Here is a 13,060-nt window from a genome sequence, read left to right on the forward strand (position 1 = left end):
AGCCGCTCGATGACGGGACGGTGCGGGTGTGATGTATGACGGTATTGACGATTGAGCCCGTATGGCAAGACCTGGGAAGAGGCCTCACGTTTTTGTTGGTTTGACCGTTACAGACGTACCGGAGCGGATCTTTCCCATTTTCTTCAGTAGCCTGTCGGCGGGTTCGAACAGCTCCGGCCGTGCCACCACGGCGTTGCGCAGTGCCCGCGCCGGAGCCCGGCGGACGCGGTGTCCGACCGCGACCGGGTGCCGACGGGTCACCCACCCCTCCGACACGGTCAGTTCCCGTGTCTTCAGGGAGTCCTTGTACTCCTTCTGACCCCGGCCCAGATCGAGGTACGCGATGCCGTCGGCGGCGGCCGCCTCGGCCATGCGCAGATGCAGGATCAGGCCCGGGGAGTACTTCGCGTACTGCGGGTCGTACGCCGGGAACCAGCACGCGAGGACGCGCTCGGTACGCAGCCCGAAGTGGGCGGCCACCGGCTTCCCGTCGGCGTACAGCACCGACAGGATCCCCGCGAACGGCTCGGACCGGGTGTGGAACAACTGCTCCACCAGCCGGGCGATCCACTCGTGCGCGAAGCGGTCGCTGCGGCCGGTCCTGCGGTACTGGGCGGACTTCCAGCCCATCAGGACGCGCAGGGCGGCCGGGTCGCGTTCGTCGTGGACGTAGCGCAGCTCGCTCGCCGTGCGGGCCAGCCGGCGTTCCTTGGCGAGTGTGGTGCGGGTGAACTTCGGTGCGCGTTCCCGCAGTCCGGCCAGATACGTCTCGTAGCCCTGGTCGACGTCCATGACCGGAGAGGGGAACCTGCCGGAGGCCTCCGTCTCGAACGGCCCCTGACCCTCCACCAGATGGTCGAACTCCCAGACGGCGAGCCCGCAGGCGTACAGCAACTCCCGGGCGTCCCAGGTGAATCCGGGCCGGTGCACCAGTCCCTGGGCGTCCGAGATGCCGAGGCCCACGGCCCGGCCGACACCGGCGGCGGTTCTCTGGAACGGCAAGAACGCGGCGGGCTCGCCCCGCTCCCGTAAGACGGCGATCCGCACACCCCGCCTGCACCGGCCCACCGCGAGCGCGAACTCGGGGGACAGGAACGGATTCGCGAGCCCTGGCGAGCCCTGCAGATGGGCCTTGGACTGCATGGCGCTCCACGCCGCCCGGTCGGCGGCGCTCAGCTCACCGGGGCGGTACACGCTGATGTCCACGTCAGCCGTCCTGATCCTTCGCCGTACGGCGCCGCAGCATCAGCACCAGCAGCAGGATGAGGGCACTGATCACGGCCATCGCCAGGACGCCGCCGCGCGTCGACCAGCGGTGCGTGGCCAGCATGCCCTGCGCCACCAGCATGTTGAGGACGACCGAGCCGGCCAGCGAAGCGAGCAACCGGGCGAACGGATCGAAGCCGCGCAGTGCGGCGGCGATGCCGAAGGCCGGTGCCACGAGCAGGAAGAAGAGCGTCAGCGGGGCGCGCAGCGGTGAGTCGGACCCGGTGAGCGCGAGCAGCGCCCCGAATCCCCCCAAGGCGGTCGCGGCGCCCGCGAGCAATGGCGTCAGGTCTCTGCCCGACGCCTTCGAGGACGTTCCGATACGTGTCGTCTGCATGGGCGACGTTTCCCCCCAGAAAGCGCCGGATGCCGGGCTTAAATGTCGCGCAGTGCCGAGGGAGCCGTCAAGGGCGCGCCGCGCCAAGGTCCATGGCGACGGCACCGATTTTGGCATGGACACTTCCCGTCGGTGCGTGTCGTTGCTACGACGGATACGGCAGAGATCCTGCTAAAGGGAGGTTCCATGAGACGTTCCCGATTTGCCGCGTACGTCGGCTCGCTCCTCCTCGCCCTCGCCGCAGTCCTCACCGGGACAGGCACCGCCCACGCCGCCGAAGGCCCCTATGTGGCCCTGGGCGACTCCTATTCCTCGGGTGTCGGCGCGGGCAGCTACATCAGTTCAAGCGGCGACTGCAAGCGCAGCACGAAGGCCTACCCCTACCTCTGGGCGGCCGCCAACTCACCCTCGTCCTTCACTTTCACGGCTTGCTCGGGCGCCCGAACGGGTGATGTTCTGGCGAGTCAGCTGACCCCGCTCACCTCCGCCACCGCCCTGGTCTCGATCACCATCGGCGGTAACGACGCCGGCTTCGCCGACGTCATGACGACCTGTGTGCTCCAGTCCGACAGCTCCTGCCTCTCCCGGATCAGCACGGCGAAGGCGTACGTCGACTCGACGCTCCCGGGCCAACTGGACAACGTCTACTCGGCGATCAGCAGCAGGGCCCCGAACGCCCATGTGGTCGTCCTCGGCTACCCCCGCTTCTACCAGCTCGGCGCCACCTGCCTCGGCCTCTCCGACACCAAGCGGAAGGCGATCAACGACGCCGCCGACTACCTCGACACCGCGATCGCCAAGCGGGCCGCGAACCACGGCTTCGCCTGGGGAGACGTCCGCCCCACCTTCACCGGCCACGAACTCTGCTCCGGCAGCGCCTGGCTGCACAGCCTCAACCTGCTCAACATCGGCGAGTCCTACCACCCGACGGCGGCCGGCCAGTCCGGCGGCTACCTCCCCGTCCTGAACAGCGCGGCCTGATCACCCCTCACGGGGACTCGGTGGGGGAGGCCTCGTCCGTGCCGGACGGGGTCTCCGTCACGCAGGTCAGGGTGAACGGGACCGAGTTGGACGTCTTCTCGACGGGGTCGCGGACCTCCACGCTGATGGTGTCCTCGAAGGTCCCGCTGTCGTCCTCGGTGGTGACGAACCGCCTGTCCTCCTGCGTCCTGCCGCCACCGGCCGGGAACGTGAGCGTCTTCCAACTGCCGTTCACCGAGCCGTTCTTCGACACCCAGCGGTAGGTCACCGTCGCCGGGAGCCGGCCGACCGTCAAGGTGGCCGTGAAGCTGGGCGCCGCCGACTTGTCCGGCGGACAGCTGCCCGTGTAGTCGGTGTTCGAACCGGACAGCGAGACGTTCACCGACTGCGGCGGGGGCGCGCTCGTGGTGCTCTCGCTCCGGCTCGGGGACGCGGACGGGGAGTCGCTGGGCTCGTCCGTCTTGGTCTGCGCGGGTGAACTCACCGCCGGATCGGTGTCCTTGGCGGTCTGCCCGTCCTCGTCGCCGTTGTCCCGGTTCAGCAGCCCGTACGTCAGCCCCGCGATCGCCAGGGCGAGGACCAACAACCCCGCGACCAGGACGCCGGCAGCGCGGCGATTGCGCTCCGGGGGCCCGGAGGGTGCGACGGGGGTGGAGGCCGGCGTGGGCGCGGAACGGTACGGGGCCGTCGGCGGCTCCTGCGGGAAGGGCGCCGCCATGGTCGGTGCGTACGGCGACCCCTGCACGGCGTCCGCGCGGGGCGTACCGCCCGCCCCGATGATCCGCAGCTCCTGCTCGGCCCGGTCGGCCGGCAGACGCTGTGCCGGATCCTTGCGCAGCAGCCCCTCGATCACCGGGGTGAGCGGGCCGGCCCGGTAGGGCGGCGGCAGCTCCTCGTCCACGATCGCCCGCAGGGTGCTGAGGGGGGTGTTCTGCCGGAAGGGGGAGTTGCCCTCGACGGCGGCGTACAGCAGCACGCCCAGCGACCACAGGTCGGACTCCGGACCCGGGGTGCGGCCCAGCGCCCGCTCCGGGGCGAGGAACTCGGGCGAGCCGATGACCTCGCCGGTCATCGTCAGCGCCGAACTGCCCTCGACCTGGGCGATGCCGAAGTCGGTGAGCACCGCGCGGCCGTCGTTCGACAGCAGCACGTTGGCGGGCTTCACATCGCGGTGCAGCACCCCGGCCTCGTGCGCGGCCCGCAGCGCGGAGAGCACCTCGGCGCCGATGTGCGCCGTCCGCTGCGGGCTGAGGGGGCCCTCCGCGTCCAGGAGCTCGGCGAGCGAGATGCCGCGCACCAGCTCCATGACGATCCACGGGCGGCCGTCCTGGGTGGCCACGTCGTACACCGTCACCACGTTGCGGTTGGCGACCCGCGCCGCCGCCCACGCCTCGCGCTCGAGGCGGGCGTACAGCCGCTCGACCTCGGACGTCGCCAGTCCGTGCGGCGCGCGCACCTCCTTGACGGCGACCTCGCGGTGCAGCACCTCGTCACGGGCCCGCCACACGGTTCCCATGCCGCCCTCGCCGAGCGGGGACAGCAGTCGGTAGCGGCCCGCGATCAGCCGTTCACTGCCCGGTTCTTCGGACACGGGCATCCCCCATTCGCATCCGGGCGAAATCTCCACTCCGCGTGATGTTGCACGTGAATTCTGTACAAAAGTAGCTCAGCCGAGTGCGGATGCCGCCCCCTTGAGCACCAATCCTGCCCCGAGAGCCACCACGACGAACGCCGACATCAGGGGCGCGGTCCTGCGCACCAGGGCGGTCATCGGGCTGGCGGCCAGGCGGGGGCGCCTGTCCAGCAGCCGTGTGACTCCACTGCCCAGCCTGACGACGGCGAATCCGGCCGCGGTCAGGGTCAGGGCCAGTCCGACGCCGTACGCCACGACCAGCAGCAGACCGAACCAGGCCTGCCCGAGCGCGGCGGCACCGACGAGCACGACGACGGCGGAGGGGCTGGGCACGAGACCACCGGCGAAGCCGAGAAGGATCGTGCCGCGGAGAGTGGGGGCGACGGCGTGGGTGTGGGTGAAGCCGCCGTGCGAGTGTTCGACGGTGTGGGGATGCGGGTGCGGGTGGTCGTGAGTGTGCCCGTGCCCGTGCGGGTGGTCGTGGGTGTTAGCGGGTGCGTGTGCGTGCGTCCCGGGCTGGGCCCCTGTCGTGGCCGGGAGCGTCTCCGTGTGGGCGGCGACCAGGACCAGGGAGCGCTCTTCGGGCTCCCCGGCGTCGGGCGAGTGGTCGTGACCGTGCCCGTGCCCGTTCGGGTGGTCCTGGGTGTGGCCGGGTGCGTGCGCGTGTGTCCGGGGCTTGGCCTCTGCCGTCGCCGGGACGGTCTCCGCGTGGGCGGCGACCAGGACCAGTGAGCGCTCCTCGGGCTCCCCGGCGTCGTGCGTGTGGGGGTGGTCGTGAGTGTGCCCGTGCTGGTGAGCGCGGGTGCGCAGGGCCCGGCGCAGGAGGGTGACGCCCGCCGTGGTCACCAGCACTCCGCTCGCGATGCCCAGCCACGCGATCACCGAGGGGGCCGCCGCCGAGCCGGCCGTGACGAGGAGGCCCAGCGCGACCACGCCCAGGGTGTGGGTGACGGTCACGGAGGCGGCCAGCGGCAGGACGTCCTTCATCCGGGCCTTGCCACCGCGAGCTGCCGCCACCGCGGCCATCAGGGTCTTGCCGTGCCCCGGGGCCAGCGCGTGCATCGCCCCGAGGACGACCGCGATGAGCAGGGCGAGCGCCGCGAAGCCGAGGGTGAGGTCGTGCCGGGCGACCAGGGAGTCCAGGGCGCGGGTCCAGCGGTCGGCGCCGCGGGGCAGCACGGAGGCGGCGGGGGCGTTCGACCGCTCTTCGGTGAGGGCGGGGCCGCCGGGCCGCACGCGCAGCGAGGCGGTCACGGTGTCGGCGGGGGAGGAGAGCAACTGCTGCGGGTACGTGGTCAGTTCGTCCGAGACCGACTTCGTGGGCACGTCCGACCGGGTGAGCGTCGTCCGGTCGCCGCGCGCGGTGATCTCCCGCCAGCCGGGACCGGAGTCGGTGCCCGCGCTGTGGAAGCCGAGGGCGACGGTGGCGTCCTCGGGCAGCGGGGCGGTCAGCCGGCACTCCACGCGGAGGGTGTCGAGCCCGGCCTGACCGGGACGCACGCGCGCGTGGCTGGTCTTCACGGTCAGGGCGACCGTACGGCCGTCGACGGTGACCTTGGCGCCCTCCGCCGCCTTCTGGCAGCGCTGGGCGGCCCACTCGGTCATGCCGAGCTTCTCGATGTCCGGCTTGGCCTGGGTGGCCGGGATCTCGGCGAGATCCTCGACGTGGTCGACGCGGAGTACGCCGGGGCCGGCGACGAGACCGTCGTACCGATTGACGGTGAAGTTGCCGAGGGGGTGGGCGCTCGCGCTGCTGGAAGGGAGCAGCGCGAGCGCACAAGCCGCCGTCAGGACGGCCGTGAGGGACGCGAACAGACGGCGGGGCTTCACTTGGACGCCTCCTTGAGAGCCTTGCGGGCCTCGCGGGCGCCGAGGGGGGAGAAACCGGGGTTGAGCTTCAGGGCGGAGCCGAGATGGCTCCTGCCTTCCTTCCGGTCGCCCGCGGCGAGTTCGACGATGCCGCGGTGGTAGAGGAAGGAGGCGTTGCGGTAGCCGGTGGCGGTGGCCTGCCGGGCGTACGGCAGGGCCTCCTTGTCGCGCCCGTTCACGTGCAGGGCCCAGGCGAGGGCGTCGGCGGTGTGCACGGTGTGCCGGCGCGCCCACTCGGCGCGGGCGGCGCGCAGGGCGGAGGCCTTGTCGCCGTGGTCGGCGGCGGCGAGCGCGGTGTCGAGGTCGGCGTTGACGCCGTTGGCCCGGGCGAGGGCCGTCCAGGCGTCCACGAGCGCGTACTGGTCCTTGGCCTTCGCCGTGTCGCCGTCGGCGCCCCTGTCCTCGTACAACTCGCCGAGTTCGACGAGCGGCTGGGGCAGCGGATACCGGGCTACGAGGGCCTCCATGCCCTTGATCGCCGCCGCGCGGTCCCCGCTCGCCGCCTGGGCACGGGCCCGGCCCTCCAGAGCGGGAAGGTAGGCGTCGTCGGCGGCGAGGGCGCGCGCGTAGTCGGTCAGGGCCGTGTCGTAGTCGCCCTGGTTCCAGGCGAGCTGGCCCAGCGCGCTGGCCACGTAGGCGATGTCGCCCGGAGTGGTCGCGGTGGACAGGGCCTGCGCCAGGACCGTGCGGGCGGTACGGACGTCACCGCGGAGCTCGTGGACGTAGGCGTAGCGGGTGAACACCGGGATGCCCGGCCGTCGTTCGTCCGCGAGGTCGGCGGCCTTCGACGCCTCGTCGTAGCGGCCGAGTTCGACCAGGGCGTCGATCCGGGAGGACAGGGCGCGGTCGTTGTAGGGGTTCTGCTTCAGCGTCTTGTCCGCGTAGGTGAGGGCGTTCTTGAAGTCGTGCCGGGCGGCGGCGAGTGCGGCGAGACCGGTGAGCCCCTGCTCGTTGTCGGCCTTCAACTGCAGTGACTTCTCCAGCGCTTTCTCGGCCTGCGGATACCTTGAGGGGTCACCCTTGGTCCGCGCCTGCTCGACATAGGCGAGACCGAGGGTGGCCCAGCTGCCGAAGTCCTTGGGCTGGCCGCGGAGATGGGCCTGGATCGCCCTGATGCCCGCGTCGAGGTCCCCGCTGGCCATCAGGCCGGGAGAGACGGCCGACGACGAACTGGCGACGGTGGTGGTGCCGCCGTCCCGCAGCGCCCCGAAGGCGATCGACCCACCGGTCAGCGCGACGGCCAACAGAGCCGCGCACCCGGCGAGTTGAGCGGCCCGCCAGCGCCGTCCGGCTTCCGAGACCCGCCGCACGGCGGCGACCTTCTCCTCGGCTGCCTGAGCAGAGGGCTCCACGGTCTCCGACGATCCGTCGTGCTCGTCCTCGGGTGCGCTGTCGGTCGTAGACCCGGACATTGCCCTCTCCTAGTCAGATCGTGATCGTGTGTGCGGCGCGGCCCGCACCGTGGGGGATGAGTACGTGCGGGCCGCGCCAGTAATAGGGGCAGTGGGGCCTAGTAGGCCCGGCGCCGCATCCGGCGCCACCACATCAGCGCGGCCCCGATGAGCGCGATCCCGGCCGCACCCGCGCCCGCGGACCCGGCGATCAGGGACATGTTGTCGCCGGAACCGGAGGCACCTGCCGGGGACAGCGCGTCCCCGAGCTGGTTGCGGACGTCGTTGCCCGAGCTCGTCCCCTTGGCCAGCGGTCCCCGGGAGCCCTCGGTCGGCAGCGCCACGTACGGGAACGACTTCTCGAAGTCCTTGTCGTTCTTGTCGACCGCGTCACCGAGGTCGTTCTTGGACCCGACCAGCTCACCCTCGACCACCTGGAGCGACGCGTCGATCACGTCGTCCGTCAGCCGTCGGCCGTTCGGGAACCCGGCGTTGTCGCCATCAAGCACACCGAGCCGCTTCGGAGAATCGGTGGGCTTGATGGACGTGTTGAGGCGCAGCTCCTCCGCGGGGCGCACGTAGGGCGGCTGGTTCAACCCCTTCACACCCTTGAGGAACACGTCCACGAGGTCGTTGCGGGGCTCCTTCGGGGCGGGGATCTTGTAGATCGCCTCGATGAGCTTCGGCAGTTCGGGGTTGGTCACGTTCTTGAGGAACTGGCCGTCGTCCCACGGCGAGGACGCGTTGAACTTGTCCTTGTCCTTCAGCGGGTTGACGACTTCGTTGACGAGCGGGTTGCCCAGACGAGAGACCTGGGAGTAGTACCCCTGCGCGTTCTTGCGCTGGGTCGTCGACCAGATGCCCACGATCGGCTGGTGCGAGGACTCCGCGATCATGTCCGTCGGGACCTGCAGGGCGATCGAGTTGACGTTGTAGCCCTTGAGCGTGTCGTTGCCGACCTCGGTGAGGTTCCCGCCGTACAGCAGGTCGAAGACGCGCAGGTCGGCGAAGAACGGGTCGTCGGCCTGGCCGGCGAACGACGTCGAGTCGTTGGGAAGCTTGTAGACCGCCTGGTCGCGCAGCTTCTCGTAGTTCGGCATGGAGGCCTTGCCGACGTTCGACGGTGCCACCGGGATGTCGTCGGCGAGCTTCGTCTTGTACTTGACCTTCTGGTTCTTCAGCTGGAACAGCTCGATGTCGTACGTCTGCGTGACGTTCAGGTCGGGGTCGTCGAGGCTCTCGACCGCGCCCGTGTTGTACAGGAACGATTTCTTGTTCTTGATGTGCGTCTTGAAGGTGAAGCGGTACAGCAGATCGCCCTGACCGTCACCGTTGTTGTCGATGTGGAGGTCGTACTGCGCGTCCTCGGCGAACTGGTAGAAGTTCGGGCCGCCGCCGGGCTCCTCGAAGGGGATCCAGTTGGCGACGATCGTCGTCGAGTCGGGCTTGTCGGGGCTGACGAACGCGTAGACGTCCGTGTTGTCGTACTGGGGGTCGCCCGAGATCAGCGGGGCCTCCCGGTGACTGGAGGCGGAGGCCGCCCCCGGTTCCAGCGTGGCCACACCGGCGGCTGCGAGCCCTCCGGCGGCCAGCGCAGCACATACGAGGGTCGCGAGACTCCTGCGTCCCGAGCCACTCCTGGAGATAGGTGTCATGCCGTCCGTCCTCAGTCCAACTTGCCTGACGCCGGTGATTCGGAGTGGTGGGCGGGCCGGATTGGTCGAATCTCAAAACTTCTTTTCTGCTGCTCGACCCGCGTTTTCGGCCTTCTGATCCGTAACCCCCTCCGGAGGTGTGTGCGTTGCGAGTACCTCGTGGGACGGGACGGCCCAAGTGCGGCTTTGCGGGAGGGGGCGGCGAGTTGGAAGCGGACGAGCTTCTGATGCTCGTGGCGGGTGGGGACCAGAGGGCATTCGAGGAGCTCTACGGGCTCGTGGCCGGGCCGGTGTTCGGGCTCGTACGGCGTGTGGTGCGTGATCCGGCGCAGTCGGAGGAGGTGTCGCAGGAAGTGCTGCTCGAATGCTGGCGGTCCGCCGCGCGCTTCGACCCGCGCCGGGGCAGCGCGCTGTCCTGGGTCCTCACCCTCGCGCACCGCCGTGCCGTCGACCGGGTGCGCAGTGCCCGCGCGGCCGGTGAACGCGATCAGCGCGAGGCGCGCCGGTCCCATCACCCCGCCTTCGACCAGGTGACCGAGGAGGTCGAGGCGGGCCTCGAACGCGAGTGGGTGCGCCGGTGCCTGGAGCGTCTGACCGAACTCCAGCGCCAGTCCGTCACCCTCGCCTACTACGACGGCTACACGTACCGTGAAGTGGCCGAGCGGCTCTCTCTGCCGCTGGGAACGGTGAAGACGCGGATGCGTGACGGACTGACCCGCTTGCGGGAGTGCCTGGGAGGTGTGGCGTGAGCCTCTTCCGCCGGGAAGATCTCCATTCCCTCGCGGCCCCGTACGCCCTCGACGCGCTGGAGCCCGCCGAGCGGGCCCGCTTCGAGAGGCACCTCAAGGACTGCGACAGCTGTGCGGCGGAAGTGCGTGCCCTGTCCGAGGACGCGGTACGGCTCGCGTGGTCGGCCGCTGCTCCACCGCCGTTCGCGATGCGCGACCGGGTGCTGGCCGCCGTACGCACCATCCCGCAGGAGCCCGTCGCACGGCCGGAGCCGGCCCGAGCGCGACCGGAGCCGGTGCGGGCGCGCAAGTCGCAGCTGCCACCCCATGTCTGGGGGGCCCAGCCGCCGCCCAGGCAGCGTCGGAGGCGTCCCCTGTTCGTACCGTTCGCGACGGCCACCGCGGCCGCGGCTCTCGTCGTCGCCTCGCTGTTCGCCGTCCAGGCCAACCGGACACAGGACGAACTGGACGCGCAGAAGGCCCAGGCCAGTGAGATCGCCCACGTTCTCCAGGCAGCGGACGCAGCGGCGACCCGGGGGCAGGACGCACAGGGCCGAACGATCGGAGTGATCGCTTCCGCATCGGAGGGGCGCGCGGTCGTCACCCTGAGCGGGTACAGCGCGCCCCCGAGCGGCCGCGTGCGTCAGCTGTGGCTCATGCGCCCCAACGAGCAACCGCGCTCCCTCGGGCTGTTCGCCGCCGACACGCCCTTGGTGGCGACCGGGCTCGACAAGTCCGCGACATCACTCGCTGTGACCGTGGAGCCCGACGGAGGCTCCCCGCAGCCCACTACCCAGCCGGTTGTCCAACTCGCCCTGAAATCGGTCGGATTCGGAGAGTAATCATGGAGGGGTCGTCAACACCCTTACGGGGAAGGTGAATCCTGTGACGCCGATACACGTGTGCCCCGACGGGGCGATAGGGTTACCCTGCCCGGGCCGGGTGGACTCGTACGGGTGGGGAGTGACATGGAACAGATAACAGTGCGCAGGGCGAGGGTCCCTGCGATCACCTGCGGGAGCAGCGCGACCAGTTCGCGCCTCGACCGCCATCTCTCGGTGCTGTCGGGACCAGCCGTCCCGCAGCGAGAGGCGGCCGAGGCGACGTCACTGATGCGTGAGCTGACCGCGCGTGACACCACCAAGCAGGAGCGCAGTGACAGGGGCGCTCGTGTGCGCCGCGTCTCACTGTTCGCGCCCTTGCGCCGACTGCGCCGTACGCTGTTCGGCGGACGCTGAGCCCTTGCCGCCCGGTATCGTGCTGCGATCCTGTCCGTCATCCCCACGGTATGCAGCACGATCCAGGTGAGCCGGCCGAGCGTGGGGTACGCCCCCGGCTCGGTCCCCGTACGCGCAACACCTTTGGCATGCACGCCTCCGAGGTCGGCCCGGGCCCCGGCAGGGCTCGAACTCCCCTCCCGGCAAGAGACGTTCAGGCCTCGCCGTGTGCGTACCGCCGTACGGCAAGCGGCGCGAAGACCGCGAGCAGCACCGCGCACCACAGCAGTGACCCGGCGATCGGATGGGCCACCGGCCAGGCGGCCCCCTCCGGCACCGGGGCGTTCCCGAACAGGTCCCGCAGGGCCGTGGTCACCGCGCTGATCGGGTTCCACTCGGCGAGGGTGCGCAGCAGGCCGGGCAGTCCCTCGGTCGGGATGTAGGCGTTGGACAGCAGCGGCAGGATGAACGTCGCGCCGCCCAGTTGACCGGCGGCCTCCTCGCTGCGGGTGAGCAGGCCGAGGAAGATGCCGATCCAGGTGGTCGCGAACCGGAACAGCAGCAACAGTCCGATGGCGCCCACCGCTTGCAGCGCGGACTTCTCGACGCGCCAGCCCACCGCGAGTCCCACCAGCAGGAACGGCACCATTCCGGCGGCGGTGACCATCACGTCCGCGACCGACTGCCCCAGCGGCACGGCCGCCCGGCTGATCGGCAGGGTGCGCAGCCGGTCCGTCACGCCCCGGTGGACGTCCTGGGCCGCCTGGAACATCCCGGTCATGATTCCGTTCGCCGCCGTCGCCACCAGCAGGCCCGGCACCAGGAAGGACCGGTACTCCTCACCCGGCATCGCCAGCGCGCTGCCGAAGACGTAGCCGAAGAACAGCAGCATGGTGATCGGCATGGTCTGGGTCAGGATCAGCAGGCCCGGACTGTTCCGGATCCGCTGCAGCTGACGGCCCAGCATCGCGGTGCCGTCGTGGGCCAACATGCTCATGCCGCAACCTCCTCGGTGAGTCGCAGGAAGACGTCGTCGAGGGTCGGCGGCCGGATGCTCGCGTCGAGCAACGGCACGCCTGCCGCGTCCAGTTCACGCACCAGCCGGGGCAGCGTGAGCGTGGTGTCCCGGGTGACCGCGCCGACCGAGTTGCGTTCGTGGTCGAACGACGGCTCCCCGCCGGTGAGTTGGTCGAGCACCCCGGCCGCCTTCACCAGGACGTCCGCGTCCGCGACGACGATCTCGACGTGCGCCCCGATCAACGCCTTGAGCTGGGACGGCGAACCCGTGTGCGCGACCCGCCCCTTGTCCACCAGGACGATGTCGTGGGCGAGTTGGTCGGCCTCCTCCAGGTACTGCGTGGTCAGCAGCACCGTCGTGCCGTCCGCCGTGAGCTCGCGCACGGCGTCCCGGATGAAGTTGCGGCCGGCCGGATCGAGGCCGGTCGTCGGCTCGTCGAGGAACAGGATCTCCGGGCGGCGGATCAGGCTCGCCGCCAGATCCAGACGGCGGCGCATGCCCCCCGAGTAGGTGGACGCGGCCCGGTCGGCGGACTCGGTCAGCCCGAAGCGGTCGAGCAGCTCGGCGGCCCGCTCGGCCGGCCCCCGCACCCGGTGCAGCCGGGCGAACAGCCGGAGGTTCTGCCGCCCGGTGAGGTCCCCGTCGACCGAGGCGTACTGCCCGGTGACGGCGATGGCGCGCCGCACCGCCTCCGGTTCCCGGACCAGGTCGTGTCCGGCGACCCGCGCGGAGCCGGCGTCCGGCCGCAGCAGCGTGGCCAGCAGCCGTACGGCCGTGGTCTTGCCCGCGCCGTTGCTGCCGAGGATGCCGCAGACCGTGCCCGGGGCGACCGCGAGATCGAGACCGCGCAGGGCGTGGACCTCCTCGAACCGCTTCTCCAGACCTTCACTAAGTACAGCGTACGTAGAAGTCATGGCGCGACCATAGCGCACTACGTACGGTGTACGTAACTAGGATGGTGGCCG

At 70.7% G+C, this 13,060-nt stretch carries 12 protein-coding genes; 4 read left to right on the forward strand and 8 right to left on the reverse strand.

The genetic code is table 11. The features are described from left to right. Nucleotides 1-84: 84 nt before the first annotated feature. Both BFN33_RS18695 and BFN33_RS18700 read right to left on the reverse strand, forming a co-directional pair. Nucleotides 85-1,206, reverse strand: a complete 1,122-nt coding sequence (locus BFN33_RS18695) for a GNAT family N-acetyltransferase (RefSeq protein ID WP_069761227.1) — start codon at nucleotides 1,204-1,206, stop codon at nucleotides 85-87. Nucleotide 1,207: 1 nt separating this feature from the next. Beyond that, a complete protein-coding gene (locus BFN33_RS18700; protein ID WP_256122793.1) occupies nucleotides 1,208-1,603 on the reverse strand; it encodes a DUF1616 domain-containing protein in 396 nt (131 codons plus the stop codon). A 186-nt stretch (nucleotides 1,604-1,789) separates the two neighbouring features. Here BFN33_RS18700 and BFN33_RS18705 point away from each other — a divergent pair, with 186 nt between their 5' ends. After that, the gene (locus BFN33_RS18705; protein ID WP_069761229.1) at nucleotides 1,790-2,584 is read left to right on the forward strand and encodes an SGNH/GDSL hydrolase family protein; all 795 of its coding nucleotides are present in this window, start codon (nucleotides 1,790-1,792) and stop codon (nucleotides 2,582-2,584) included. Between the two features lie 7 nt (nucleotides 2,585-2,591). Here BFN33_RS18705 and BFN33_RS18710 read toward each other — a convergent pair whose 3' ends face one another. The 4 genes from BFN33_RS18710 to BFN33_RS18725 all read right to left on the reverse strand — a co-directional run bounded on the left by BFN33_RS18710 (nucleotide 2,592) and on the right by BFN33_RS18725 (nucleotide 9,132). Then, entirely contained in the window at nucleotides 2,592-4,181 is a 1,590-nt protein-coding gene (locus BFN33_RS18710) for a serine/threonine-protein kinase (protein WP_256122794.1), read from the reverse strand. Nucleotides 4,182-4,250: 69 nt separating this feature from the next. Further along, on the reverse strand, nucleotides 4,251-6,047 hold the full coding sequence (locus BFN33_RS18715) for a sulfite exporter TauE/SafE family protein (RefSeq protein WP_069761230.1): 1,797 nt from the start codon (nucleotides 6,045-6,047) through the stop codon (nucleotides 4,251-4,253). Continuing rightward, a complete protein-coding gene (locus BFN33_RS18720; protein ID WP_069761231.1) occupies nucleotides 6,044-7,498 on the reverse strand; it encodes a lipopolysaccharide assembly protein LapB in 1,455 nt (484 codons plus the stop codon). The genes BFN33_RS18715 and BFN33_RS18720 overlap by 4 nt, the downstream gene beginning before the upstream one ends. Before the next feature lie 98 nt (nucleotides 7,499-7,596). Further along, on the reverse strand, nucleotides 7,597-9,132 hold the full coding sequence (locus tag BFN33_RS18725; RefSeq protein WP_176742415.1) for a DUF4331 domain-containing protein: 1,536 nt from the start codon (nucleotides 9,130-9,132) through the stop codon (nucleotides 7,597-7,599). A gap of 206 nt (nucleotides 9,133-9,338) precedes the next feature. Between BFN33_RS18725 and BFN33_RS18730 the strand changes: the two genes are divergently transcribed. The 3 genes from BFN33_RS18730 to BFN33_RS49865 all read left to right on the forward strand — a co-directional run bounded on the left by BFN33_RS18730 (nucleotide 9,339) and on the right by BFN33_RS49865 (nucleotide 11,098). After that, nucleotides 9,339-9,881 (forward strand): sigma-70 family RNA polymerase sigma factor, encoded by a 543-nt coding sequence (locus BFN33_RS18730; RefSeq protein ID WP_069761233.1) that lies wholly within the window; start codon nucleotides 9,339-9,341, stop codon nucleotides 9,879-9,881. Further along, the gene (locus tag BFN33_RS18735; RefSeq protein WP_069761234.1) at nucleotides 9,878-10,702 is read left to right on the forward strand and encodes an anti-sigma factor domain-containing protein; all 825 of its coding nucleotides are present in this window, start codon (nucleotides 9,878-9,880) and stop codon (nucleotides 10,700-10,702) included. Before BFN33_RS18730 ends, BFN33_RS18735 begins: the two co-directional genes overlap by 4 nt. A 126-nt stretch (nucleotides 10,703-10,828) precedes the next feature. Then, nucleotides 10,829-11,098, forward strand: coding sequence for a hypothetical protein (locus tag BFN33_RS49865; protein WP_079140885.1), 270 nt, complete (start codon nucleotides 10,829-10,831; stop codon nucleotides 11,096-11,098). Between the two features lie 193 nt (nucleotides 11,099-11,291). On the opposite strand, the gene BFN33_RS18740 is transcribed toward BFN33_RS49865, so the two are convergent. Then, a complete protein-coding gene (locus BFN33_RS18740) occupies nucleotides 11,292-12,074 on the reverse strand; it encodes an ABC transporter permease (RefSeq protein WP_069761235.1) in 783 nt (260 codons plus the stop codon). Further along, nucleotides 12,071-13,009, reverse strand: coding sequence for an ATP-binding cassette domain-containing protein (locus BFN33_RS18745; protein WP_069761236.1), 939 nt, complete (start codon nucleotides 13,007-13,009; stop codon nucleotides 12,071-12,073). The genes BFN33_RS18740 and BFN33_RS18745 overlap by 4 nt, the downstream gene beginning before the upstream one ends. Nucleotides 13,010-13,060: the final 51 nt, after the last annotated feature.

Source organism: Streptomyces sp. LUP47B (assembly GCF_001746295.1).
Lineage (GTDB): Bacteria > Actinomycetota > Actinomycetes > Streptomycetales > Streptomycetaceae > Streptomyces.